We start from the raw sequence: 25,721 nt of genomic DNA on the forward strand, positions 1-25,721 counted from the left end.
AGCATGCCACTATTGAGTAACTGTCAGCCAGGGGAGGAACCATGACACAGCCATTGGCCGGAAAACATATTTTGATAGTAGAAGACGAGCCCGTTTTCCGATCGCTACTGGATTCGTGGTTATCCTCACTGGGTGCAACCACGTCCCTTGCCGAAGATGGCGTCGAGGCACTGGAAAAAATGGCCAGCATGGCGCCTGATCTGATGATCTGCGATCTCGAGATGCCGCGCATGGACGGATTAATGCTGGTGGAAAATCTGCGTAACGAAGGTTATCAGACACCGATACTGGTGATCTCGGCAACCGAAAATATGGCGGATATTGCTAAGGCGTTGCGTTTGGGTGTGCAGGATATCCTGCTCAAACCGGTTAAAGATTTAAACCGACTGCGTGAAACGGTGTTGGCCTGCCTGTATCCCAATATGTTTAATTCCCGGGTGGAAGAAGAAGAACGTCTTTTCCAGGACTGGGATGCTTTAGTCAGTAATCCGCTCGCGGCCGCGAAGCTGCTTCAGGAACTTCAGCCGCCGGTGCAGCAAAATATCTCTCATTGCAGAGTAAATTATCGCCAGCTGGTAGCGGCTGACCAGCCTGGACTGGTGCTGGATATTGCGCCGCTATCAGATTCCGACCTCGCTTTTTATTGCCTGGATGTTACCCGAGCGGGAGATAACGGCGTTCTGGCGGCCTTATTACTCCGTGCGCTGTTTAATGGATTGCTACAGGAACAATTATCCCATCAGGGGCAACGACTTCCTGAGTTAGGCAGTTTACTAAAACAGGTCAACCAACTTTTTCGCCAGGCCAATTTGCCGGGGCAGTTCCCGCTTCTGGTTGGCTATTATCACAGCGGGTTGAATAACCTTATTCTGGTCTCTGCTGGATTAAATGCCACGCTGAATACCGGCGAACACCATATACAGGTGAGTAACGGTGTGCCGTTGGGAACGTTGGGTAATACTTACCTTAATCAAATTAGCCATCGCTGCACCTCCTGGCAGTGCCAAATTTGGGGTGCCGGTGGGCGGTTACGCTTAATGTTGTCCACGGAGTAAGCAGTCAGATTTTTTTTTCCAGATTGCTTTACCTGTGTTTTTGCTGACAGTGCTACTATCGCTGCAAGTTTCATGCGTATTTGTCTTAATTGATCGGCAACGCGTTCTTTTCAGACCCGTATTAGTGGCTGAGACTGTATACTCAACGCGTTATTCAATGCATAAAAGTTCAAAACTTGAACAGTTCAGGAGAATTTCAATGGCTGCCCTAAATTCGAAAGTCAGAAAGGCCGTTATCCCGGTGGCGGGATTGGGTACCAGGATGTTGCCAGCGACGAAGGCAATCCCAAAAGAGATGCTGCCTCTGGTTGATAAGCCATTAATCCAGTATGTCGTGAATGAGTGTATTGCGGCAGGTATCACCGAAATTGTACTGGTGACGCATTCATCTAAAAACTCTATCGAAAACCATTTCGATACCAGTTTCGAACTCGAAGCAATGCTGGAAAAACGCGTAAAGCGCCAGCTGCTGGAGGAAGTGCAGTCTATTTGCCCTCCACACGTTACCATTATGCAGGTTCGTCAGGGCCTGGCGAAGGGCCTGGGGCACGCAGTATTGTGTGCACATCCGGTAGTGGGTGATGAGCCGGTCGCGGTTATTCTGCCAGACGTGATCCTTGATGAGTATGAGTCCGATCTTTCCCAGGAAAACCTGGCGGAAATGATTAAACGCTTCGACGAAACCGGCAGCAGCCAGATTATGGTTGAGCCAGTCGACGATGTGACTGCTTACGGTGTGGTTGACTGCAAAGGTGTTGCCCTGCAACCTGGTGAAAGCGTACCAATGGTTGGCGTTGTTGAAAAACCTAAAGCGGACGTCGCGCCGTCTAATCTTGCTGTCGTTGGCCGTTACGTACTGAGTGCTGAAATCTGGGCGCTGCTGGCCAAAACGCCTCCGGGTGCGGGCGATGAAATCCAGCTGACGGATGCTATCGATATGCTGATCGAGAAAGAGACCGTGGAAGCCTACCATATGAAAGGTAAGAGCCATGACTGCGGTAATAAGCTCGGTTATATGCAGGCATTCGTCGAATATGGCATTCGCCATAACAGCCTGGGTGAAGAATTTAAAGCCTGGCTCAAAGGTAGCGTGGGTATTAAGTAATAAACTCACGGACCAGTGAACAAGACCGGTGTGGCGATGCCCACCGGTTTTTTTATGCCTGTCGATCCGTAATTGGCTGGAGATTGTCAAGGACGTTAAATAGTGAGCCAGGCAATATGACAGAATGTAAGGAGATGTTTGGGGAATATTATGGGCATAAAAAATCCCGCATTAAGCGGGATTTTTCAGAATCTTTCCAGATTAATCCTTGATCAGGAAGTCATCCAGTTGTTTACCTTGTTCGTCCATAGCTTTCTTGATTACAGCAGGAGTACGACCCTGGCCGGTCCAGGTTTTCTCTTCGCCGTTCTCGTCGATGTAGCTATATTTAGCAGGACGTGCTGCGCGTTTTGCTTTGGTACCGGTTTTAGCCGCAGCCATGCTGTTCAGCAATTCGTTTGGATCGATACCATCGGCAATCAGCATTTCGCGATACTGTTGCAGTTTACGTGTACGTTCTTCGATTTCAGCCGCTGCTGCGCTTTCTTCTTCACGACGTTCGTTAACGACAACTTCTAATTTTTCGAGCATCTCTTCAAGCGTTTCGAGGGTACATTCTCTTGCCTGCGCACGAAGAGTACGGATGTTGTTCAGAATTTTAAGTGCTTCGCTCATTGTAGTAATCTCAAACTTATAATGGGGGTGGGTTTGTTGTCCTAATAATAGAGCGTTAATTTCACTTGTGCAATAGGTTGGAATGTAAGGAATTCAAAAAATACAAAATTAATGACGCTATTATTAATTACGCTAACTTAAATTTCATTGTTTGCTGGGGCGATGAGATATCGTTTCAAACGGCAAAAGCGCGTCATTTGCATGTTTGTTTTGTGACTTTTACCTCAGGAATTATAGTTGCGGTTGATAAATATCAGCCTTTCGTATTACTCCGGCTAAGCGCAGCGAACAGAAGAATAGTTAATAAATAGTGAATTTTAAAGATTGCAGAAGCCACTATAAAAAGAAGTGTTATCTCCGGTGTCGAGCTCGCCTTATTGTCCGTGCTAAAAGCCTTTACTGTCTGTTTTAACGCATTATTTTGCGCTATCAACGAAGAGTTTATTGGTGCAGAACAGCCTGGAGCACGCAGCCCGCCGCTGATGACAATACAAAATATGGTACAATGATCCATCGGGAATATTACACATTGATTAGGGTTCTTCGGCCAATGGCACAACTTTATTTCTACTATTCGGCAATGAATGCAGGGAAATCGACGGCGTTACTGCAATCCTCATACAATTATCAGGAGCGGGGGATGCGTACCGTTGTTTATACCGCCGAAATCGACGATCGCTTTGGGGCAGGGAAGGTAAGCTCAAGAATAGGGCTCTCGTCGCCTGCAAGGCTGTTTAACCCTGAAACGGACCTGCTTGAGGACATTCGTGCCCAGCATGCCTCTAAGCCTGTCCATTGCGTGCTGGTAGATGAAAGCCAGTTCCTGACCCGCGAGCAGGTCCATGCGCTTTCAGAGGTCGTTGATGAGCTGGATATTCCCGTTCTTTGCTATGGATTACGCACTGACTTTCGCGGTGAGTTATTTGCCGGTAGCCAGTATCTGCTCGCCTGGTCGGATAAGCTGGTTGAGCTGAAAACTATCTGCTTTTGTGGCCGCAAGGCAAGTATGGTTCTTCGCCTGGACCAGTCGGGTAAGCCTTATGCTGATGGCGAGCAGGTGGTGATAGGGGGCAATGAACGTTATGTCTCGGTCTGCCGCAAGCATTATAAAGAGGCGCTGGCTGTAGGCTCGCTGACGGCGTTACAGGGCGACAATCGCAAATAAAAAAAATGTCTTACGGATCCTCAGATATAAAAAAACCCGCCAGCGGCGGGTTTTTTTTCACACTGTCAATCAAGCATTTTTCTTCGCTTTCTTGTCAGCCTTTACAACTGCGGGGATGTCAACTTTTACGGCAGCGACATCGCTTTCAGTGAAGTTACGACCGTAATAGGTATCCAGCAGGATCTGTTTCAGTTCGGAAATCAGTGGGTAGCGCGGGTTAGCACCAGTACACTGGTCATCGAATGCATCTTCAGACAGCTTATCTACGTGAGCGAGGAAGTCAGCTTCCTGAACGCCTGCTTCGCGGATAGATTTAGGAATACCCAGTTCAGCCTTCAGGCTTTCCAGCCATGCCAGCAGTTTCTCGATCTTCGCTGCAGTACGGTCGCCCGGTGCGCTCAGACCCAGGTGGTCTGCGATTTCAGCGTAGCGACGACGAGCTTGCGGACGGTCGTACTGGCTGAATGCAGTCTGCTTGGTTGGGTTGTCGTTGGCGTTATAGCGGATAACGTTGCTGATCAACAGGGCGTTCGCCAGACCGTGAGGAATGTGGAACTGTGAACCCAGCTTGTGCGCCATGGAGTGACAGACACCCAGGAAGGCGTTAGCAAATGCAATGCCCGCGATGGTTGCCGCACTGTGTACACGTTCACGAGCTACAGGGTTTTTCGAACCTTCGTTGTAAGAAGCTGGCAGGTTTTCTTTCAGCAGTTTCAGTGCCTGTAAAGCCTGACCGTCAGAGAACTCAGAAGCCAGTACGGAAACGTAAGCTTCCAGGGCGTGAGTTACCGCATCCAGACCACCGAACGCACACAGTGATTTCGGCATTTCCATGACCAGGTTGGCGTCAACGATAGCCATATCTGGCGTCAGTGCGTAGTCAGCCAGCGGATATTTCTGACCCGTTGCGTCATCAGTCACAACAGCAAATGGCGTCACTTCTGAACCGGTACCGGAAGTGGTGGTGACGGCGATCATTTTCGCTTTCACGCCCATTTTCGGGAACTTGTAGATACGTTTACGGATATCCATAAAGCGCAGCGCCAGTTCTTCGAAGTGGGTTTCCGGATGCTCGTACATGACCCACATAATTTTCGCGGCGTCCATTGGGGAACCGCCACCCAGTGCGATGATCACATCAGGTTTGAAGGAGTTAGCCAGTTCAGCGCCTTTACGTACAACGCTCAGGGTTGGGTCAGCTTCAACTTCAAAGAAGACTTCAGTTTCGACGCCAGAAGCTTTCAGAACAGAGGTGATCTGGTCTGCATAGCCATTGTTGAACAGGAAACGGTCAGTCACGATGAGCGCACGTTTGTGGCCATCAGTAATCACTTCGTCCAGCGCGATTGGCAGAGAGCCGCGGCGGAAGTAGATAGATTTCGGAAGTTTGTGCCACAACATGTTTTCAGCTCGCTTAGCAACGGTTTTCTTGTTGATCAGGTGTTTTGGACCAACGTTTTCAGAGATGGAGTTACCACCCCAGGAACCACAACCCAGAGTCAGGGAAGGTGCGAGTTTGAAGTTATACAGGTCACCGATACCACCCTGAGAAGCAGGGGTGTTGATCAGGATACGTGCCGTCTTCATCTTCTGACCGAAGTAAGCAACACGCTCTGGCTGGTTATCCTGGTCGGTGTACAGGCAAGAGGTGTGGCCGATACCGCCCATCGCCACCAGCTTCTCTGCTTTTTCTACCGCGTCATCGAAATCTTTCGCACGGTACATTGCCAGTGTCGGGGACAGTTTTTCGTGAGCAAACGGCTCACTTTCATCAACGACTTTCACTTCACCAATCAGAATCTTGGTGGTAGCAGGGACGCTAAAGCCGGCGAGTTCAGCGATTTTATACGCTGGCTGACCTACGATAGCTGCGTTCAGTGCACCATTTTTCAGAATCACGTCCTGAACGGCTTTCAGTTCTTTACCTTGCAACAGGTAGCCGCCGTGGCTGGCGAAACGTTCACGAACGGCGTCGTATACCGAATCAACCACGACAACAGACTGTTCAGATGCACAGATAACGCCGTTATCGAAGGTTTTCGACATCAGCACAGAGGCAACTGCACGCTTGATATCTGCCGTTTCGTCGATCACAACAGGGGTATTACCTGCGCCTACGCCGATGGCTGGTTTACCGGAGCTGTATGCTGCTTTAACCATACCAGGACCGCCGGTCGCCAGGATTAAGTTAATGTCCGGGTGATGCATCAGGGCGTTGGACAGTTCAACAGAAGGCTGGTCGATCCAACCGATCAGATCTTTTGGCGCACCCGCAGCAATGGCAGCCTGAAGCACGATATCCGCTGCTTTGTTGGTGGCGTCTTTCGCACGTGGGTGCGGGGAGAAAATGATTGCGTTACGTGTTTTCAGACTGATAAGAGATTTGAAGATGGCGGTAGAGGTTGGGTTAGTGGTTGGAACGATACCGCAAATAATGCCGATGGGTTCAGCGATAGTGATGGTGCCAAAAGTGTCGTCTTCTGACAGCACACCGCAGGTTTTCTCATCTTTATAGGCGTTGTAGATATACTCTGAAGCAAAGTGGTTTTTGATCACTTTATCTTCAACGATACCCATACCGGATTCGGCAACGGCCATTTTAGCGAGAGGGATTCGAGCATCTGCAGCAGCCAGAGCGGCCGCGCGGAAGATTTTATCAACCTGTTCTTGGGTGAAATTGGCATATTCACGCTGGGCTTTTTTCACGCGCTCGACGAGGGCGTTCAGTTCAGCGATATTGGTAACAGCCATAATGCTCTCCTGATAATGTTTAAACTCTTTTAGTAAACCAGCGCTCGATACGTCTGACAGTATAGTCAGAGCCGATCCCACTTGCGTAACACACAGTAAAACAAAGGATTACTCACTGCTTCCGCTCACTAATTTACTAAAAGAGCCTTACCTTAGCATCATACCTTTTTGATAGGTGATCTCCCTGGCGGCGTAACCAAGATTACTCACTTCTGAGTACGAAAATTATGATCGAGATCAATTTTGTCCTAAGCTGATACCTTTCAGCAGGGTTATTTTGTGCTAATTATTCCAGTGTTAAATAATTAAGTAACTATTGGAAGTGGCGCTATCATTGATTATACAAATGTTTAACATCATGAATTGATAACGTTTTAGAACAGATTTCTGGTGAAGTGTGCGGCTAAAAAGCGTATCTTCAGCGCGGATTTATCATTACACGCTGTCTCTCCCTGACCATGCTCAATTGCGGAGCTTAATGTGATTCAAACGCTCTTTGATTTCCCTACATATTTCAAGTTTTTTATTGGCTTGTTTGCCCTGGTCAACCCGGTAGGGATTATCCCTGTCTTCATCAGTATGACCAGTTATCAGACAGCTGCCGCGCGAAATAAAACCAACCTGACGGCAAACCTGTCGGTGGCGATTATCTTGCTTACGTCTCTTTATCTGGGGGACGCCATTCTTCAGGTCTTCGGCATCTCGATTGATTCGTTCCGAATAGCAGGCGGGATCCTGGTGGTGACGATTGCCATGTCGATGATCAGCGGCAAGCTGGGGGAGGATAAACAGAATAAGCAGGAAAAATCAGAGACAGCTATCCGCGAGAGCATCGGCGTGGTGCCACTGGCACTGCCGCTGATGGCGGGCCCGGGGGCAATCAGCTCTACCATTGTATGGGGAACACGCTATCACAGCCTGATGCACCTGATTGGCTTCTCTGTCGCCATTGCCCTGTTCGCACTTTGCTGCTGGGGCGTATTTCGTATGGCGCCATGGCTGGTTCGCTTGCTGGGACAAACGGGCATCAACGTGATTACCCGTATCATGGGTCTGTTATTAATGGCGTTAGGCATCGAATTTATCGTTACCGGTATAAAAAGTATATTCCCCGGATTAGTACACTGACTTTCGTTTGAAAGAGCGGAGCCAGCGGCTCCGTTTTTTTACGTGAATATCAGCAAATCATATAAATAAAGTTGAAATACGCACCAGCCATAATAAGTTCTACTAATAACCCTCTTTTGTTGATTTTCAAGAGGTTGTTTATTTTCAGTTTGCTTCTCTGCCCATAAATCCTTCAAACGCTCTGTTATTTTACTCACATGATACTCTGGGGCTTGCTGACAGATAACCGAAATGATATTAGTAATTTCGACGCTGACCCAGACGAATGTGCTAAATAATAACCAGATGTTAAATTTTCGTGAAAAATCGTTCGAATTTGTCATGTCATCGCACCAGTCACGAGAGAACTCTACAACTGAATGTATTGTAAGGGTTTTACTTGTTTTTGGCGTGAAAGGTGGTCGGCGGCATAGCTACGCCTGACTCCGTAAAAGAGAAATGCTTAACAAATTTGCAAAATGTATTGGCGAGAGTTGGCACCATTTGGTACTTTCCGGCCTTATATTTTGCGGCATTAAACAAGTTGATGAGAACTATTTTCATATAGACCTCACTTAAGCTTTCCAGCACACCTCACTGACAGGGGAGAGGTGTAAAGAATCGACGCAAGATCGCCGTACGAGCGGTCAGTAATAATGAAGTCGATGATAGCAAGAAGTAAAAAAAGAACCTGACAGCAGCAAAAAAAACTCCTGCGCTGTACAGGCCCCAACAGGGGATTACACAACTGGCGAAGGCCAGTCATAATAATGAGTGGAGTATCAACACAATGTCCATCATCACAAAAAAAAGTCTGGTAGCGGCGGGGATTTTAACTGCGCTAATCGCGGGCAACGCTGCAATGGCTGCGGACGTTCCTGCTGGTGTTCAGCTGGCTGAGAAGCAAACGCTGGTACGTAATAACGGTGCGGAAGTGCAGTCTCTTGATCCGCACAAAATTGAAGGTGTTCCAGAGTCTAACGTTAACCGCGATCTGTTTGAAGGTCTGCTGGTGACTGACGTAGACGGCCACCCGGCTCCGGGCGTGGCGGAAAAATGGGACAACAAAGATTTTAAAGTCTGGACCTTCCATCTGCGTAAAGATGCCAAATGGTCTGACGGTACGCCGGTTACCGCCGAAGATTTCGTCTATAGCTGGCAGCGTCTGGCGGATCCGAATACCGCCTCCCCGTACGCGAGTTACCTCCAGTATGGCCATATCGCCAATATTGATGACATCATCACGGGTAAAAAGCCCGTAACCGACCTGGGCGTAAAAGCCATCGATGCCAACACTTTTGAAGTGACGTTGAGCGAACCTGTTCCGTACTTCTATAAGTTGCTGGTTCACCCGTCCGTTTCTCCGGTACCAAAATCCGCGGTAGAAAAATTTGGTGAAAAATGGACGCAGCCTGCGAATATCGTGACCAACGGTGCATATAAGCTGAAGGACTGGGTCGTTAACGAGCGTATGGTGCTGGAGCGCAACCCGCAGTATTGGGATAATGCCAAGACGGTTATCAATCAGGTCACCTACCTGCCAATCTCTTCTGAGGTAACGGACGTAAACCGCTACCGCAGCGGCGAAATCGACATGACCTATAACAACATGCCGATTGAACTGTTCCAGAAGCTGAAAAAAGAGATCCCGAAAGAAGTTCACGTCGATCCGTATCTGTGCACCTACTATTATGAAATTAACAACCAGAAAGCACCGTTCACCGACGTACGTGTTCGTACCGCACTGAAGCTGGCTCTGGATCGCGACATTATCGTGAATAAAGTGAAGAATCAGGGCGACCTGCCGGCTTACAGCTACACCCCGCCTTACACCGACGGTATGAAGCTGGTTGAACCTGAATGGTTCAAATGGTCCCAGGAAAAACGTAATGAAGAAGCGAAAAAGCTGCTGGCTGAAGCGGGCTATACCGCCGACAAGCCGCTAACGTTTAGTCTGCTGTACAACACCTCCGATCTGCATAAAAAACTGGCTATTGCCGTCGCGTCAATCTGGAAGAAAAATCTCGGCGTGAACGTGAAGCTGGAAAATCAGGAATGGAAAACCTTCCTCGATACGCGCCATCAGGGAACCTTTGACGTGGCACGTGCAGGATGGTGTGCGGACTATAACGAACCGACCTCATTCCTGAACACCATGCTCAGCGACAGTTCGAACAATACCGCACACTATAAGAGCCCGGCGTTTGATAAGCTGATTGGCGATACCCTGAAAGTGGCAGATGACGCCCAGCGCGCCGATCTGTACGCGAAATCAGAACAACAGCTCGATAAAGACTCTGCGATCGTTCCGGTTTACTACTACGTTAACGCCCGCCTCGTGAAACCATGGGTAGGGGGTTATACCGGTAAAGACCCGTTGGATAATATTTCCGTTAAGAATCTTTATATTATCAAGCATTAATGGCAATACGTGGGGCGAGCGAGCTTGCCCCACTGTGTCTATTTTGTAACATTCATCAGGCACACGCCAGAAGGTACGGGCAATGTTGAAATTTATCCTGCGTCGCTGTCTTGAAGCGATTCCAACGTTATTTATTCTAATTACAATTTCCTTCTTTATGATGCGTCTTGCGCCGGGCAGTCCTTTTACCGGTGAACGCACGCTTCCGCCAGAAGTTATGGCCAACATCGAAGCGAAATACCATTTAAACGATCCTATCACCACGCAGTACTTCAACTATCTGAAGCAACTTGCACACGGTGATTTTGGTCCGTCATTCAAATATAAAGACTATTCCGTTAACGACCTGGTGGCGTCCAGCTTCCCGGTATCGGCTAAATTAGGGGCTGCTGCATTTATCCTGGCCGTTGTTCTCGGTGTCACTGCGGGCGTTATCGCCGCACTAAAACAAAATACCCGATGGGATTACGCCGTAATGGGGGTCGCAATGACCGGGGTGGTTATCCCCAGCTTCGTTGTCGCGCCGTTGCTGGTCATGATATTCGCGATAACCCTTAAATGGCTGCCCGGGGGCGGCTGGAATGGCGGGGCGCTGAAGTTCATGATATTGCCGATGGTGGCATTATCTCTGGCCTACATTGCCAGTATCGCCCGTATTACGCGTGGTTCAATGATTGAAGTCCTGCACTCGAACTTTATCCGTACCGCCCGAGCGAAAGGGTTGCCGATGCGCCGGATTATTTTCCGTCACGCTCTCAAGCCTGCACTGTTACCGGTGCTCTCCTATATGGGTCCTGCATTCGTCGGCATTATTACGGGTTCAATGGTGATTGAAACCATTTATGGCCTGCCGGGCATCGGGCAGTTGTTTGTTAACGGGGCGCTTAACCGTGACTATTCGCTGGTGCTGAGCCTGACGATCCTCGTGGGCGCGCTGACCATTCTGTTTAATGCCGTTGTCGATGTGCTGTATGCCGTTATCGATCCGAAAATCCGTTACTAACTGGAGCACGCCATGATGTTGAGTAAGAAAAACAGCGAGGCGCTGGAAAACTTCAGTGAAAAGCTGGAGGTCGAAGGTCGTAGCCTTTGGCAAGACGCCCGCCGTCGTTTTATGCATAACCGTGCCGCCGTTGCCAGCCTGGTCGTGCTGGTGCTTATCGCGCTGTTCGTAACCCTGGCACCAATGCTCTCTCAGTTCACCTATTTCGATACGGACTGGGGCATGATGTCCAGCGCGCCGGATATGGAATCCGGGCACTATTTCGGTACCGACTCCTCCGGGCGTGATTTGCTGGTGCGTGTGGCGATTGGCGGCCGTATCTCCCTGATGGTTGGCATCGCGGCGGCGCTGGTGGCGGTGATCGTCGGCACGCTTTACGGTTCGCTTTCCGGTTACCTCGGCGGGAAAGTGGACTCCGTGATGATGCGTCTGCTAGAAATCCTGAACTCCTTCCCGTTCATGTTCTTCGTCATTCTGCTGGTGACCTTCTTTGGTCAAAATATCCTGCTGATCTTCGTGGCGATCGGGATGGTGTCCTGGCTGGATATGGCGCGTATTGTGCGCGGCCAGACGCTGAGCCTCAAACGTAAGGAGTTTATCGAAGCCGCACAGGTTGGCGGCGTTTCTACCGCCAATATTGTGGTGCGTCATATCGTTCCTAACGTGCTGGGCGTGGTGGTGGTGTACGCCTCCCTGCTGGTGCCAAGTATGATCTTGTTTGAATCTTTCCTGAGCTTCCTGGGATTAGGTACGCAAGAGCCGTTGAGTAGCTGGGGCGCTCTGTTAAGTGACGGCGCAAACTCCATGGAAGTGTCACCGTGGTTACTGCTGTATCCGGCGGGCTTCCTGGTCGTCACCCTGTTCTGTTTCAACTTTATCGGCGATGGCCTGCGTGATGCCCTCGACCCGAAAGACCGTTAAGGAGCGCCGTCATGACCATTATTGAAACGGCAACCGCGCCACAGGCGCAACAGCGGACCAGCGCACTGCTGGACGTTAAAGACCTCCGCGTGACGTTTAAAACCCCCGACGGTGATGTGACTGCCGTTAACGATCTCAACTTCGACTTGCGTGCCGGTGAAACGCTGGGCATTGTGGGCGAATCCGGTTCCGGTAAATCCCAGACCGCATTCGCACTGATGGGCCTGCTGGCGTCAAACGGCGTGATAGGGGGTTCGGCGACGTTTAACGGGAAAGAGATCCTGAATTTGCCGGAACATGAGCTGAACAAGCTGCGCGCCGAGCAGATTTCAATGATTTTCCAGGATCCGATGACCTCCCTAAACCCCTATATGCGGGTGGGTGAACAGCTGATGGAAGTGCTGATGCTCCACAAGGGGCTGGGCAAAGCCGAAGCGTTTGAAGAGTCCGTCAAAATGCTGGATGCGGTGAAAATGCCTGAGGCACGCAAGCGCATGCGCATGTATCCGCACGAATTCTCCGGCGGTATGCGCCAGCGCGTCATGATCGCGATGGCATTGCTTTGTCGGCCAAAACTGCTGATCGCTGATGAACCAACCACCGCCCTGGACGTGACCGTTCAGGCGCAGATCATGACGTTGCTGAACGAGCTGAAGCGCGAGTTCAACACCGCCATCATTATGATCACCCACGATTTAGGCGTCGTTGCCGGGATCTGCGACAAAGTGTTAGTCATGTATGCAGGCCGCACGATGGAATACGGTAATGCTCGCGATGTGTTCTACCAGCCAGCCCATCCGTACTCTATCGGGCTGCTGAATGCCGTTCCGCGTCTTGATGCGGAAGGGGAGTCGCTGCTGACTATCCCGGGTAACCCGCCAAACCTGCTGCGTTTGCCAAAAGGCTGCCCGTTCCAGCCACGCTGTCCGCATGCGATGGAAATCTGTAACAGCGCACCGCCGCTGGAAGCGTTTGCCCCAGGCCGTCTACGCGCCTGCTTTAAGCCGCTGGAGGAGCTGGTATGAACGCAATCGACGAAAAAAGAAATGTGCTGCTCGAAATCGCTGACCTGAAGGTCCATTTCGATATCAAAGACGGTAAACAGTGGTTCTGGCAGCCTGCCAAAACCCTGAAAGCGGTGGATGGCGTCACGCTACGCCTGTACGAAGGGGAGACCCTGGGCGTGGTGGGCGAATCCGGCTGCGGCAAGTCGACGTTTGCGCGTGCGATCATCGGCCTGGTGAAAGCCACCGACGGGAAAGTGGCCTGGCTTGGCAAAGATCTGCTGGGGATGAAGCCGGATGAATGGCGCAATGTGCGCAGTGATATCCAGATGATTTTCCAGGATCCTCTGGCGTCCCTGAACCCGCGTATGACCATTGGCGAAATCATTGCCGAGCCGCTGCGCACCTATCATCCGAAGATGCCTCGCCAGGAAGTTCGCGATCGGGTGAAAGCGATGATGCTGAAGGTGGGTCTGTTGCCTAACCTCATCAACCGCTACCCTCACGAGTTTTCCGGCGGTCAGTGCCAGCGTATCGGTATCGCACGCGCGTTGATCCTTGAACCGAAACTGATTATCTGTGATGAGCCGGTTTCGGCGCTGGACGTTTCCATCCAGGCTCAGGTGGTTAACCTGCTACAGAAACTGCAACGGGAAATGGGGCTGTCGCTGATCTTCATCGCCCACGATCTGGCGGTGGTAAAACACATTTCAGACCGTGTGCTGGTCATGTATCTGGGCCACGCCGTGGAACTGGGCACGTATGATGAGGTGTACCATAATCCGCTGCACCCTTATACCAAAGCGCTGATGTCTGCGGTTCCCGTTCCGGATCCCGATCTGGAAAAAAATAAAACCATTCAGCTTCTGGAAGGTGAACTGCCTTCGCCAATCAACCCGCCTTCAGGCTGCGTATTCCGTACGCGATGCCCAATAGCCGGGCCGGAATGTGCAAAAACACGGCCGGTTCTGGAGGGCAGTTTCCGACATGCGGTTTCCTGCCTGAAAGTAGACCCGTTATAATCGCAAGGGCTGACATGATGTCAGCCCTTATTTTTTCGAGGTTAATGTGTCGCGATTATTCACGTCGGCCCGTCAGCGGCTTTATCACCTTTTATTTGATCCAGAAACGGTTTCCGGTCGCCGTTTCGAGGGTCTGTGTGGCTTATTTGCGCTGATTAGCGTCATTATTATCTTTATCGAATCCGGTGCCGGAACGCAGTACCACATGACGTATGAGGAGTGGCACGTTTTTGTCTGGCTGGAATTGATCGTCACGCTGGTGTTTACCGCAGAGTATGTGCTGAGGGTCATTAGCTGGCCAAATCCGGCGAAATACGTTTTCAGCTTCTGGGGATTTATTGATTTAGCCACTATCCTGCCGCTGTATGTCATGTGGCTGTGGCCTGAGATCAGCCTGAATTATGTGTTTGCCTGGCGCGCAATGCGGGCGATTCGTGTGTTACGAATTCTGAAGCTGCTGCGCTTTATGCCGTCGCTGAGGGTTTTTTGGGTCGCCATTGTCAGCGCCCGCCACCAGCTTATTCTCTTCTATTCATTTATTGCTATCGTGATGATCGTTTTTGGCTCCCTGATGTATTTAATCGAAGGGCCAAAATACGGGTTTACCACGCTTAATGCGTCGGTTTACTGGGCTATCGTCACGGTGACCACCGTGGGCTATGGCGATATTACCCCGCATACGCCGCTCGGACGTATTGTGGCATCGGTTCTTATCCTGATCGGTTATTCGGTGATAGCGATACCGACGGGGCTAATTACCACCCATATGAGCAGCGCCTTCCAGAACAGCAAGCAGCAACGCAAATGTCCGAATTGTCAGCAGGGAAATCATGAACCCGGGGCGCGGTTTTGTCACCGCTGTGGAAATGCCTTGCCGGATTAAATAAAAAAGGCTGCGCGGGCAGCCTTTTTTATTATTCGCGCCAGAGAATATGGCACAGCTTATGGTCTTTCTCGCGGCACAGCAGGACGCGGGCAAAGATGTCGTTAATTTCTCCGCCGTCTTCATCTGCCAGGCCAATTACCACCTCAGCGAAGAAGTCCGGGTTGAGATCAAAATCGACGTGTTCGGCCCAGTCTTCAGACGGATCGAACAGCTCAGCACCGCCACGCTCTTCAAATTGCAGGTTGAAAAGAATGACGTCAGCAGGGTCGAGATTATCGACCGCCAGCTCGAGAAAAATATCGTAGGCCTGTTCGAGCGTTTCGTCTTCGGTCAGGCGATTGTTCAGATCCATTTCCATGATGACTACCTGTTAAACATCGTTGGGCACGTTTTACAGCAACGGACTAAAGAAGTAAAACAGTCGTTCGGCAATTCGCTGCCACAGCGGACGTTTCGCCCACAGTCTGGCGTCCAGCAGGCGTGAGCGGGAGATATAATCATCCTGAACCGCCGCCAGATCGCCGCCGAAACCGGCGTCATCAATGACCAGCGTTATTTCAAAATTCAGCCACAGACTGCGCATATCGAGGTTGACGGTACCCACCAGGCTCAGCTCTCCGTCTACCAGCACGCTCTTGGTGTGTAACAGACCGCCTTCGAACTGATAGATTTTAACGCCCGCGGCCAGCAGCTCACTAAAGAACGCGCGACTTGCCCACCCGACCAGCAGCGAATCGTTCTTGCGCGGCATAATAATGCTCACATCCACTCCGCGCTGTGCCGCTGTACAGATGGCGTGCAGAAGGTCGTCGCTGGGGACGAAATAGGGCGTGGTCATGATCAGATATTCCCGCGCTGAGTACGCGGCAGTAAGCAGTGCCTGATGGATCAGATCTTCCGGGAAGCCAGGACCGGAGGCGATAGTGTGGATAGTGTGCCCGCTGGCTTCCTCAAACGGCATGATATTGCCATCCGGCGGCGGGGGAAGAATGCGTTTACCGGTTTCAATTTCCCAGTCGCACGAATAGACGATGCCCATAGAGGTTGCCACCGGGCCTTCCATGCGAGCCATCAAATCGATCCATTGCCCCACGCCGGAATCCTGTTTAAAGAAGCGGGGGTCGACCATGTTCATGCTGCCGGTGTAGGCGATATAGTTATCGATCAGGACCATTTTCCGGTGCTGACGAAGATCCATGCGGCGCAGAAAGACGCGCATAAGATTCACTTTCAGCGCCTCGACCACCTCGATACCGGCGTTGCGCATCATGCCTGCCCACGGGCTACGGAAAAAGGCCACGCTGCCGGCGGAGTCCAGCATCAGGCGGCAGTGGATACCGCGACGTGCAGCGGCCATCAGCGATTCGGCGACCTGGTCCGCCATGCCGCCCGGCTGCCAGATATAAAACACCATCTCGATATTATGCCGGGCGAGCTGGATATCACGGATCAGCGCCTGCATCACGTCATCGGAAGAGGTCATCAGTTGCAGCTGATTGCCTTTTACCCCAGCAATGCCCTGGCGGCGTTCGCACAGCTTGAACAAAGATGCGGCCACGCTGCTGTTCTCTTCGGCGAAGATATGCTTGCAGGCTTTAAGGTCGGCAAGCCATTTTGCCGTGGAGGGCCACATGGCACGGGCGCGTTCGGCCCGGCGTTTACCCAGATGAAGTTCACCGAAAGAGAGATAGGCGATGATGCCCACCAGCGGCAGAATGTAGATAATCAGAAGCCAGGCCATGGCGGAAGGTACCGCTCTGCGTTTCATCAGAATGCGCAACGTCACCCCGGCAATTAACAGCCAGTATCCTAAAATGACCAGCCAACTCACCACGGTGTAGAAGGTTGTCATAAATAAAAAATCCTTTTGAAAGCGTATTGTTATGAGTTTACGCATCAGGATTCATCTGGCAAATAAAAACGGCAGATAAAAGCGCTGGTTTGCCGCCTGCTTAAGCATATAATGGCATCTCTGTTAGAGAAAGAGTTGTAGACATGAAGCGCAGTAGAACTGAAGTAGGGCGCTGGCGCATGTTGCGACAGGTGAGTCGTCGTAAGGCTCGTTGGCTGGAAGCACAATCCCGCCGCAATATGCGTATCCACGCCATCAGAAAATGTGGCCTGAACAGACACCGTAACGCGCTGCTGTTCGCGGTCCAGGATATCTGAAAAGCATGAGGGGCACCGTAAAGGTGCCCATTAAACATCCAGACTATCAATTTTTGCAGTCTCCTCCCGTCTGCTTTCCACGATATACTACGTCCCCATAACGTCATGATATTAAAAGATGAATCCTTATCTCTGGATTTTTATTGCACTTTTGGCGCTGGATGCGCTCAGGGAAGGTTTAGGACTTTCGTCATTTTCCTCATTGGCAGATTATGTTTTTGCGTGGGGAATACATTGGCTTTATTAAAGGAAAAAAGGATGAACGTAAAAGTGATGGCAGCACTCTTCGGGATTGCAGTATTAAGCGGTTGTGCCAGTAGCAAAACCTCACCCGAACGGCACGCGTTTTATTTCGTGTCGCATCAGTCCAGCTTTACTGGCGGCAATTACACCTCCAGCGTGCAGAAAAATTATCACCTGAACGTAGCGCAGTTCCGCGAGCTTTATGCCCGGGGCAAAGCTGACCGTGCGGAAGGGCGGACTCAGGCTGAAGCCAGTGAATACGCGCAAAGCATTCGCGATCAGCTGAAAGAAAATGCGAAGTCGCAGGAATTGTACGCAGGCAACGCGAAGGATAAATGGTCTTCGGACATGGACAGTAAAGACGCCATATTATTTGGTAACGAACTGGCCGCGACTTATCTTGATGGCTATAACGGCGTACAATAGCGCAACTGATTCAGGGGATACCGTTATTACCGGTATCCCCGCTGTTTTTGAGCAAAAGGAGTGAGACGTGTTTGCGGAGTTTGGTGTACTGAATTTCTGGACCTATGTTGTCGGCGCATTTTTTATCGTGCTGGTTCCAGGACCGAACACCTTGTTTGTGCTGAAAACAGGGATTGGCCACGGCGTTAAGAAAGGCTATCTGGCAGCCACCGGTGTGTTTATTGGTGATGCCGTGCTGATGTTTCTGGCCTGGGCGGGCGTCGCCGCGTTGATCCAGACCACTCCGGTATTATTTAATATTGTCCGCTATCTTGGGGCGTTTTATCTGCTGTGGCTCGGCGGAAAAATGCTCTGGTCCGTTATGACACGTCAAAAAAATGCGCACGTAAGTAGCGCCGAACCGGCAAGCGCGATCCTTAAGCGTTCGCTGGTGCTGAGCCTGACGAACCCGAAAGCGATTCTCTTTTACGTTTCGTTCTTCGTGCAGTTCATTGATGTCAATGCGAAGAATACCGGCACGTCGTTCCTGATCCTCGCCACAACGCTTGAGCTGATCAGCTTCATGTACATGAGCTTCCTGATTTTCTCAGGCGCGTTTGTCACGCGTTACCTGAAAACCAAAAAGAAACTGGCGAAGCTGGGGAACGGGTTGATAGGCCTGCTGTTTGTTGGATTTGCGGCGAGGCTGGCGTCGCTGCACTGAATGAAGAAAAGGCTCCCGAGGGAGCCTTTCATTTCAGAACACTTTTTTATACGGGCGAACCGTGACTTTCTCGTACACGCCGGCTGCGACGTACGGGTCTGCTTCTGCCCAGGCCTGCGCGGCTTCCAGAGATTCAAACTCGGCAATCACCGTGGAGCCGGTAAAACCCGCTGCTCCCGGATCGTTGCTGTCAACGGCAGGCATCGGGCCTGCGGTCAGCAACCGACCTTCATCCTGTAGCAGCTGTAAACGCGCCAGATGGGCAGGGCGAACGGAAAGACGTTTTTCCAGAGAATCAGGTACATCTTCAGCGTAAATCACATAAAGCACGGCAAAGCTCCTTAACCGGTAAAAGTGACATTTACGTTATGTGAAAGCACAAATGACTGCAATGTAAAGATAATAACAATGTTAAAACCCTGATCTGGATGCCCCTTTTTTGCCCTCTTATACGCTTAAATTGCGCCAGGACAAAGTGTCTTATTGAATATGATTGCTATTTGCATTTAAAATCGAGGTTCGGTTTTTTAACGTTGATGATTATGACTTCGATGACTATTGTATGCAGTCTATTCGGTTCAGATGTTCATTCTGTTCACCTCTTCATAACTTGTGGCATCTATCATTAAATAATGTAGGGAAAAGGCTGTATCATAATGTCTTCTGTCATTATTAATGAGTAATTTCAAGTGACAACATCGCTTGTGTATCAACTTCAGGCTGAAGCAATTGATGACTCTTCCAGCATTAGCGGCTTGCTGATGAAGGCAAAACTGGTTGCGTCAAAACTTGGGCTTGAAGACCTAACTGAGTGGATTGAATTTGAGCTTGGCGGGTACCCGTCCCGTGCAGAAGTTCCGCCTTACAGGAGATTCTCTAATCAACCACAAGCATTCAATCCATATGTTGGTTGGATTCCAATTAGCTTTGGCGATACGCCAGACAATCTTTTGTATGAATTCACAACAATCTACGTCCAGGAGTCTATCGCCAATGTTGAAAAACATGTGGCAGATTCCGGTAGATTAGAAATTCGTATGCCAGAAATGCTTAGAGAAATGCTGTATGCGGGGAGTACTGCGCCAGCGAATTTTAAAGTCTCTTGGCGGTTTAGCGCGGTATCACTAAGCAGTATCCTTTCTACTGTCAGAGGTCGGATTCTCAATTGGTCGCTGGATTTAGAGAAGCAAGGGATTCTTGGTGAAGGAGTTACTTTTTCTTTAAGAGAGAGGGAATTAGCAGGTATGGTATTTAAAAATGATTTTAACGGCGCGGTAATCAATAACAATGGTGTGCTCGGTTCTTCTACGGGAGATGTTGCGCAGGAAAATACGATGTCGATTGGCTCGTTTGACGAACTTAGAAACGAGTTAAAGAAGATTGGCGTTACTGATGGAGAGGTAGATGAACTGCATGAAGCCATCGATTCCAGCGAACAACCGTTAACAAGTACTGGGTTCAGTCCAAAGATTTCGGAGTGGGTAGGTAAGGTCTCTGTTAAAGCTATGCAAGGAGGCCTGAAAGTTGGTGGGGCAGTAGCGGTAGGTCTACTGGCTAAGCTAATCACCGCGTATTTGGGCAGTTGATGCTCATATGCCTTGCTCCATTGACTTCGCTTTGGCTCGAACATGTAAATATTATTTTTTTTTGAAAAAAATGCAGTCGCAGTCGGTAAATGGACATGTCTGTTTTTGGAAAGTATCTGGCAATCTGCTTAAGGTGATGCGAGAAGCGGGGTCAGGTACTTGGCAAAAGCAGTCAAAATATCTGCGCAGATAGTGAAGATGTTAGCCCGTCATTGGAAACAGGTGAACTGGCAATGATAGTCACATTGTATCCTTGATTCTCTTTGCTGTACTGGTGCTGATACTGTACTTCTTCGCTATAGCATTGATTGATAAGCCATGAGTAAAATCTGCATGAATTGCTGTGCGATTAATGCTCTTACTGTTCCCACGCCCCGTTATACGTCCTGCTGCTTTTGCTGCGGCGTAACCTTCCGCCTGTCGCTCAAGTAACAATTTGCGCTCTGCTGTCGCTACTGCTGCGATGATGGTCAACATCATTTCAGCCATTGGTGAATTGTCACCTGTAATGATGCCCTCTTTGTGGAAATGAACTTTAATGCCTTTATTGTTTAGTTCACCCACCAGCGCCAGCGTATCGAGAGTCGAGCGGCTTAAGCGTGATAAGTCGTGAACGTGGATGGTGTCTCCCTCGCGAACATAGGAGAGCATTTCCTGCAATTGTGGGCGATTGGTGTCCTTGCCGCTTATCTGCTCCGTGAATGTTTTGTCCAGAGTAACGTTTGCCAATTGGCGGTCTGTCTGCTGCTGCGTGGTTGATGTTCTAATGTAACCGATGTGTGCCATTTCGTTCTATTTACCTCGTTCGATTTGTAGTGGTGATAGTATCGTTCGTTAAAGCTAAAGGCAAGGCAAATCGAATGGATTAATAAGAAGTTTTGGGTATTCGATTTAGTAAGGCATTTCGAACGGACATTGAGGTGATTGTCGGTTGAATTACGCCGCATTGTTTTGAGTGATTGCGCTGTGTGCTGATTTAATCGTCGTGTGAAACTGTGGGCGCTTAACAGGAATTACTGGTGATGTTGCTACGGGTTCAGCCCCGGTTGCGGGCTGACGTTTGCTCTTGCTCGTCACAATTGCGTTATGGGCTGCCAGAAGTTTACAGGCGACCTGAGTTTGTTCTGCAAGGGAGATGGCTGCCGACTCCGTATCAGGTACACCGTACTTTGTGCGGAGAGTTTTGGTATCACGTGTCAGGACTGCTCGAAGGTAGTCAATTGCTTCTGACTGGATAACTTCGGGTGTGTCGGTTGTTGTTGCTGTTGTTGATTCAGTAGTCATTTTTAGTGCCTTTCGGATATGCCTTTGCCAGAAATAAGAATTTCTTTTTATTAACATGGTGAGATGGGTAGTATTTGCGATGATATTTACCGCGTTGTCGTTGTAAGTGCGCATGGCTTCTCAATCACTGGATGGTTCCTCTGTGCTGGTGGAGGATGTGGTTAACATATGGTTGAGAAATGTTTAGCTGTTCTGCAATCTGGCGGTACGTGATACCCGTTGCACGCAGGGCAATCACCTGTTCGGCAATATCTGGTGCATGGCGAGTAATCGGTAGACCTGCAAGTTTGCGGATAAGGTTTGCTTCCGGTACGGAGAAACCATTCTGTTTTGCAGCGTCACGAGGATGTGTCCCGGCTCGAACGGCCTTGATAAAGTGGCACACGTTCGGGGTGGGCTGTAATGGGTATGTGTCAGCGTTCATTATCAAAAGTCCATAGGGTTGTAATTGTAAAAATCAGGGTGAGGAATCTCTGTGGTGTTCCATCTGCCGTCTGTATCTTTCCAGCGTACCGTTTCTACTGCGTAGGGCTGGTCGTCACTTGGTGACTGTAGGTCATGCTCGTGTGGGTTGTAGTTGTTCATTAATCGCTTCGCCTCTGTGAAGTCGTGAATCGTTGCAAGTGCCAAAATATCGACGGCTACTACATCGTGAAAATCACTGAGACCGTGTAAGAATGGCTTTAACTTTGGGTAAATCTTGGGGTAGAGCCTGGCTTGTCGTACAAGCTCATGTTTGAGTAGCTCACGCAGGGCAAACGTATCTGGTTTCAGCTCATTTACTGCTGGTGGTTTGATGTTGTAGCGAAGACATAGCGCTTCAAAATCTTCTGCACGCAGACGGTGAACGGTAGTGAAAGAGCCTGCGTATCCTCGGTTCACAAGGTGGTTGTAGCTATCCATTCGATACGGCGCTTGAAGCTCACCACTGAGGGCTAATTTTCGCAGGGTTTTACCGTGCATCTTGTCGAGAAGGTTGTAGGCTTCGTCTGCTGTGTAGCACTGGAGGTTGGCATTGTTCCAGTGTTTGTCTGGTACTTTTACGCCAATTTGCAATGAGCGCTTACCCAGCTTTTGGTTTAACCAATCAGGCCATAATCCGAGATTGTCGGGTGATAGCTGACCTTGGTCGATTGCACTGATGAAATGTGATAACTGGAGCTTGCATCCGGTAGCGTAGCGCTGATTACGGATATGGGTTAAGTGGTAGTTGAGTTCTTCGAGTTTCACGCCAGCGACGATTGACATTGTGTTAACGCCATCTCTTAGAGCGTGACGAACAATGGTATCAACAAGTGGGCAGTGGCGGATATGTGTTAGGGTTGCTGCGGATTTTGCCTCTCGTGCTGCTGCTTTCTTGCAGCGTTCCGAGCAGTATCGAGCACGTCCTGAGAACTCATTGCCACAATGGGGACAACGAGGCATTCATAGGATTCCTTAATAACTTTTCATACACTTATTGTATAACTTTTGTAACATTTAGTCAATAATTCATTGGCGTTTTGAGGTGATATGTGTTAAGGCTATTTTCTCTACTGTGTCGTCGCTTCCTCGGCTCCTCCTTGGGCGGTCGCTCGCTCCCTTATCGGAATCACTGTTCCATGAGCTACCCACCAGCTAAACAAAATGCTTCACAAAAACACTGTTTGTCCTACTTTTTGTCCCACTTTTAAATGATTGGAATGGCTGAGAGCCTTGGTATTGCTGGGTTTAGTGAAATGTGCAGCGTTCGCTTTACGAACTTAGTAAATAGGGGGTTTTGAGAGTTTTGGCCTCTTGAATATCTGATGGATTTTGAGTGATTTCGCGCACACATTAAGTGGGAGTGCAAAAAGTTTTCGTATCGCTGTTAAGAATAGATAGGTGAGTTAAGCTCGTTTTGTAACACTCCTTCCTGAATGCCGAAAGTCCTTGTCAGAACTAACGACATCAATAATATCGACTGTCGTATTCTTCATAACTTCTTTGACTAATTTTTTGCTCATGACAGGTTCCAGTGAACGTGAACAGCCAATGACATTGCCATTGCGAAGGGTGATGACAATCATTTCATGCTGTACTTCGATTGTCTGAATGTACTTTGACAGTATTAGTTGAACTTCGACACGTCCGGTCTTTGAAGTCAGGTCAATCTCTGCAAGCTGTGGCAAGGCTTTATCACTCAAGGACTCGTGATGTGAAAGTGAGTCGAGTTCGGATTGTTTCTGCTGGCGCTGGTGGCTCAATTCTTTTGCTTGCTCTTTCAGTTCTGGCACGTCGTCCAGTTCAAGTAAGAGGTTTGCAGCCTTTTTAATCCGCTTGGTCAGCATTTCAATCTGGTATTTGAGTTCTGCTATGTGCTTTGCAGTGTCGTTATCACCAGAGCGCTCAAGAAGCCCCACAATGTTCTCAATCATCCATCTGTCGAATGGCTTACGTTTCATAGTGGGAACCTTACAGCGACCATCTACGGTATTATTACAACGATATACCCCTTGATACGTGTTTTTGACTCCAGTTGGATGCACTGATGCCCCACACTTACAGCGCATAAGCCCTTTGAACAAGTTTATGGTGACAGGGTTATCACTGGCAGGGGTTCGGCCTTTCCTGTTCTTCGAAAGTATTTCCTGAGCCTGATTAAACGTGGCGATATCTACAGCGGCCTCGTAATAGCTGGGTATAGCAGGGCGGTCGTTATGTTTAGACGCCGCCAGTGTGCCTACAGTTGATTCTGAGGTCAGTATTGTTCGCACTGAGTGGACACTGAATCCGTTAGCGTCCTTACGACGAGAGAAGGACTTTATTTTGTGTGCCTGTAAGTAACGAGCGATATTGTGAAGGGATTCACCTGCAAGCAGAAGCGAGAAAATTGTCTTTATCGTCTGCGCGTGTTCGTTGAGTTTACGGGTATCAGGGTCAATCCATCCAGGAACCATCTTTGTTAACTGCTGTTCACCGGAAAGCGCAAGTTTTGCCCTGTTTTCCCATGCTGCACTTACCTTGATTGATTTTTCTTTGGATTGCTGATGGGCGATATGAGCAGCGATTTTTAATTGTATAGAAGTATCAAGGTCATCAATATTGGTTGAGTTGTACACCTTGCCTGATTCCAGACAAATCACATCAACGCCTTTACCCGTTATGAGGTCTACGAGGTTTTCCGTTTTCCGTGCTGATTGGCGATTAAGACGATTTTCAGATTCGACCAGCAAAACTGTTTGGCCTGATGGGTATTTGCCATCCTGAATGCTTTGTAGCATTCGACCAAAATCGCCTTTTAGATGTTTTCCGTGATAGGCCGATTGCCCTTCATCCATAAACTTATCTGCGATTGTTGCATCTGGATTGCTTTTTAACCAGCGGTCGAAAAGTTCTTCTTGGCGGCGTATAGAATCACCACGCTCTTGTGGCTTACTGCTGAATCGAAGGTATGTTATTACTTGGCGCATGGTGGTACACTCTGACGCAAATGATTATCAATTAGCTAAAAGCCTATTAAACGTATGTCTTATGCTACTATGCCGAATAGCTCAAATACAATGACCCTTGATTTACCTCGCCGCTTTCCATGGCCGACGCTGCTTTCCGTCGTTATTCACGGTGCTGTCGTGGCGGGTCTGCTCTATACCTCGGTTCATCAGGTTATTGAAATGCCAGCGCCAGCGCAGCCAATTTCTGTGACCATGGTATCGCCTGCGGATCTTGAGCCGCCGCAGGTTGCGCCGCCGCCGCCACAGCCCGTTGTTGAACCCGAGCCAGAGCCAGAGCCGGTTCCTGAACCGCCGAAAGAAGCGCCGGTGGTGATCCATAAGCCGGAGCCGAAACCTAAGCCGAAGCCAAAACCCAAGCCGGTCAAAAAGGTGGAAGAGCGGCCGAAACGCGAAGTGCGTCCGGTTGAGCCACGCGCCACGCAGCCGGTTGAAAATGCCGCCCCGTCACGTCCGCTGATGAATAACACCACGACCGCGACAAAACCGACGGTAACGGCGCCAGCAGGGCCGCGCGCGCTGAGCCGTAACCAGCCGCAGTACCCGGCACGTGCTCAGGCGTTACGTATTGAAGGGCGTGTACGGGTGAAATTCGACGTTACGGCCGATGGACGTGTCGATAACGTGGAAATCCTGTCCGCACAGCCGGCGAATATGTTTGAACGTGAAGTTAAATCGGCCATGCGCAGGTGGCGCTATGAAGCCGGTAAACCCGGCAATGGGTTGATTGTGAACATTGTCTTCCGCCTGAACGGCGGGGCACAGATGGAATAAAAGAAGCCTC

At 49.7% G+C, this 25,721-nt stretch carries 26 protein-coding genes; 16 read left to right on the forward strand and 10 right to left on the reverse strand.

The window, feature by feature from the left end:
* Positions 1 to 41: 41 nt before the first annotated feature.
* Together rssB and galU are read left to right on the forward strand one after the other, a co-directional pair.
* Entirely contained in the window at positions 42 to 1,055 is a 1,014-nt protein-coding gene (gene rssB, locus ACOT0L_RS06575; RefSeq protein ID WP_003856721.1) for a two-component system response regulator RssB, read from the forward strand.
* Between the two features lie 199 nt (positions 1,056 to 1,254).
* The gene (galU, locus tag ACOT0L_RS06580; protein WP_022648355.1) at positions 1,255 to 2,160 is read left to right on the forward strand and encodes a UTP--glucose-1-phosphate uridylyltransferase GalU; all 906 of its coding nucleotides are present in this window, start codon (positions 1,255 to 1,257) and stop codon (positions 2,158 to 2,160) included.
* A gap of 201 nt (positions 2,161 to 2,361) precedes the next feature.
* Here galU and hns read toward each other — a convergent pair whose 3' ends face one another.
* Positions 2,362 to 2,775, reverse strand: a complete 414-nt coding sequence (gene hns, locus ACOT0L_RS06585) for a histone-like nucleoid-structuring protein H-NS (protein WP_003856724.1) — start codon at positions 2,773 to 2,775, stop codon at positions 2,362 to 2,364.
* 550 nt (positions 2,776 to 3,325) lie between these two features.
* Between hns and tdk the strand changes: the two genes are divergently transcribed.
* On the forward strand, positions 3,326 to 3,940 hold the full coding sequence (tdk, locus tag ACOT0L_RS06590) for a thymidine kinase (protein ID WP_032622434.1): 615 nt from the start codon (positions 3,326 to 3,328) through the stop codon (positions 3,938 to 3,940).
* 69 nt (positions 3,941 to 4,009) lie between these two features.
* Here tdk and adhE read toward each other — a convergent pair whose 3' ends face one another.
* Positions 4,010 to 6,691: a bifunctional acetaldehyde-CoA/alcohol dehydrogenase gene (adhE, locus tag ACOT0L_RS06595; protein ID WP_032624107.1), complete on the reverse strand. Its 2,682-nt coding sequence runs from the start codon at positions 6,689 to 6,691 to the stop codon at positions 4,010 to 4,012.
* 480 nt (positions 6,692 to 7,171) lie between these two features.
* Between adhE and ACOT0L_RS06600 the strand changes: the two genes are divergently transcribed.
* From ACOT0L_RS06600 to ACOT0L_RS06630, 7 genes are all read left to right on the forward strand, one after another.
* Positions 7,172 to 7,819 (forward strand): YchE family NAAT transporter, encoded by a 648-nt coding sequence (locus tag ACOT0L_RS06600; RefSeq protein ID WP_017384236.1) that lies wholly within the window; start codon positions 7,172 to 7,174, stop codon positions 7,817 to 7,819.
* Positions 7,820 to 8,588: 769 nt separating this feature from the next.
* Complete coding sequence (gene oppA, locus ACOT0L_RS06605) at positions 8,589 to 10,220, forward strand: oligopeptide ABC transporter substrate-binding protein OppA (protein ID WP_023300277.1); 1,632 nt, start codon at positions 8,589 to 8,591, stop codon at positions 10,218 to 10,220.
* Between the two features lie 82 nt (positions 10,221 to 10,302).
* Positions 10,303 to 11,223: an oligopeptide ABC transporter permease OppB gene (gene oppB / locus ACOT0L_RS06610; RefSeq protein ID WP_003856738.1), complete on the forward strand. Its 921-nt coding sequence runs from the start codon at positions 10,303 to 10,305 to the stop codon at positions 11,221 to 11,223.
* Between the two features lie 12 nt (positions 11,224 to 11,235).
* Positions 11,236 to 12,144 (forward strand): oligopeptide ABC transporter permease OppC, encoded by a 909-nt coding sequence (gene oppC, locus ACOT0L_RS06615; protein WP_003856740.1) that lies wholly within the window; start codon positions 11,236 to 11,238, stop codon positions 12,142 to 12,144.
* Positions 12,145 to 12,155: 11 nt separating this feature from the next.
* The gene (locus tag ACOT0L_RS06620) at positions 12,156 to 13,169 is read left to right on the forward strand and encodes an ABC transporter ATP-binding protein (RefSeq protein WP_017384234.1); all 1,014 of its coding nucleotides are present in this window, start codon (positions 12,156 to 12,158) and stop codon (positions 13,167 to 13,169) included.
* Positions 13,166 to 14,170 carry a murein tripeptide/oligopeptide ABC transporter ATP-binding protein OppF gene (oppF, locus tag ACOT0L_RS06625; protein ID WP_022648351.1) on the forward strand — a complete coding sequence of 335 codons (1,005 nt, stop codon included), beginning with the start codon at positions 13,166 to 13,168 and terminating at the stop codon, positions 14,168 to 14,170. The genes ACOT0L_RS06620 and oppF overlap by 4 nt, the downstream gene beginning before the upstream one ends.
* 46 nt (positions 14,171 to 14,216) lie before the next feature.
* Positions 14,217 to 15,053 (forward strand): ion transporter, encoded by an 837-nt coding sequence (locus ACOT0L_RS06630; RefSeq protein WP_003856745.1) that lies wholly within the window; start codon positions 14,217 to 14,219, stop codon positions 15,051 to 15,053.
* A gap of 31 nt (positions 15,054 to 15,084) precedes the next feature.
* Here ACOT0L_RS06630 and ACOT0L_RS06635 read toward each other — a convergent pair whose 3' ends face one another.
* Positions 15,085 to 15,414 carry an HI1450 family dsDNA-mimic protein gene (locus ACOT0L_RS06635; RefSeq protein ID WP_006810881.1) on the reverse strand — a complete coding sequence of 110 codons (330 nt, stop codon included), beginning with the start codon at positions 15,412 to 15,414 and terminating at the stop codon, positions 15,085 to 15,087.
* A 33-nt stretch (positions 15,415 to 15,447) separates the two neighbouring features.
* Positions 15,448 to 16,908, reverse strand: coding sequence for a cardiolipin synthase (gene cls / locus ACOT0L_RS06640; RefSeq protein ID WP_022648349.1), 1,461 nt, complete (start codon positions 16,906 to 16,908; stop codon positions 15,448 to 15,450).
* Positions 16,909 to 17,051: 143 nt separating this feature from the next.
* On the opposite strand from cls, the gene ACOT0L_RS06645 reads away from it, so the two are divergent.
* The 4 genes from ACOT0L_RS06645 (at position 17,052) to leuE (ending at position 18,597) form a co-directional block, all read left to right on the forward strand.
* Positions 17,052 to 17,225 (forward strand): YciY family protein, encoded by a 174-nt coding sequence (locus ACOT0L_RS06645; protein ID WP_017384232.1) that lies wholly within the window; start codon positions 17,052 to 17,054, stop codon positions 17,223 to 17,225.
* A gap of 118 nt (positions 17,226 to 17,343) precedes the next feature.
* Positions 17,344 to 17,472, forward strand: a complete 129-nt coding sequence (locus ACOT0L_RS06650) for a KPN_01571 family protein (RefSeq protein ID WP_209662595.1) — start codon at positions 17,344 to 17,346, stop codon at positions 17,470 to 17,472.
* A gap of 11 nt (positions 17,473 to 17,483) precedes the next feature.
* Positions 17,484 to 17,894, forward strand: a complete 411-nt coding sequence (locus tag ACOT0L_RS06655) for an Exc2 family lipoprotein (RefSeq protein ID WP_022648348.1) — start codon at positions 17,484 to 17,486, stop codon at positions 17,892 to 17,894.
* A 67-nt stretch (positions 17,895 to 17,961) separates the two neighbouring features.
* Positions 17,962 to 18,597, forward strand: coding sequence for a leucine efflux protein LeuE (leuE, locus tag ACOT0L_RS06660; protein ID WP_063147217.1), 636 nt, complete (start codon positions 17,962 to 17,964; stop codon positions 18,595 to 18,597).
* Between the two features lie 33 nt (positions 18,598 to 18,630).
* Here the strand turns inward: leuE and ACOT0L_RS06665 are convergent, their stop codons facing one another.
* Complete coding sequence (locus ACOT0L_RS06665; protein WP_003856755.1) at positions 18,631 to 18,927, reverse strand: YciI family protein; 297 nt, start codon at positions 18,925 to 18,927, stop codon at positions 18,631 to 18,633.
* Between the two features lie 359 nt (positions 18,928 to 19,286).
* Between ACOT0L_RS06665 and ACOT0L_RS06670 the strand changes: the two genes are divergently transcribed.
* Positions 19,287 to 20,183 (forward strand): hypothetical protein, encoded by an 897-nt coding sequence (locus ACOT0L_RS06670; protein ID WP_126502876.1) that lies wholly within the window; start codon positions 19,287 to 19,289, stop codon positions 20,181 to 20,183.
* Between the two features lie 240 nt (positions 20,184 to 20,423).
* Here ACOT0L_RS06670 and ACOT0L_RS06675 read toward each other — a convergent pair whose 3' ends face one another.
* The 5 genes from ACOT0L_RS06675 to ACOT0L_RS06695 all read right to left on the reverse strand — a co-directional run bounded on the left by ACOT0L_RS06675 (position 20,424) and on the right by ACOT0L_RS06695 (position 24,898).
* Complete coding sequence (locus ACOT0L_RS06675) at positions 20,424 to 20,969, reverse strand: recombinase family protein (protein WP_126502875.1); 546 nt, start codon at positions 20,967 to 20,969, stop codon at positions 20,424 to 20,426.
* Between the two features lie 150 nt (positions 20,970 to 21,119).
* Entirely contained in the window at positions 21,120 to 21,581 is a 462-nt protein-coding gene (locus tag ACOT0L_RS06680; protein WP_126502874.1) for a hypothetical protein, read from the reverse strand.
* A 10-nt stretch (positions 21,582 to 21,591) separates the two neighbouring features.
* Positions 21,592 to 21,891, reverse strand: a complete 300-nt coding sequence (locus ACOT0L_RS06685; RefSeq protein WP_126502873.1) for a helix-turn-helix domain-containing protein — start codon at positions 21,889 to 21,891, stop codon at positions 21,592 to 21,594.
* Between the two features lie 2 nt (positions 21,892 to 21,893).
* A complete protein-coding gene (locus ACOT0L_RS06690; RefSeq protein WP_126502872.1) occupies positions 21,894 to 22,715 on the reverse strand; it encodes a hypothetical protein in 822 nt (273 codons plus the stop codon).
* 620 nt (positions 22,716 to 23,335) lie between these two features.
* Entirely contained in the window at positions 23,336 to 24,898 is a 1,563-nt protein-coding gene (locus tag ACOT0L_RS06695; protein WP_126502871.1) for a recombinase family protein, read from the reverse strand.
* A 90-nt stretch (positions 24,899 to 24,988) separates the two neighbouring features.
* On the opposite strand from ACOT0L_RS06695, the gene tonB reads away from it, so the two are divergent.
* The gene (gene tonB, locus ACOT0L_RS06700) at positions 24,989 to 25,711 is read left to right on the forward strand and encodes a TonB system transport protein TonB (RefSeq protein WP_032619568.1); all 723 of its coding nucleotides are present in this window, start codon (positions 24,989 to 24,991) and stop codon (positions 25,709 to 25,711) included.
* The last annotated feature ends 10 nt before the right edge of the window (positions 25,712 to 25,721 follow it).

It is taken from the genome of Enterobacter cloacae complex sp. XAL002 (assembly GCF_049236805.1).
GTDB lineage: Bacteria > Pseudomonadota > Gammaproteobacteria > Enterobacterales > Enterobacteriaceae > Enterobacter > Enterobacter intestinihominis.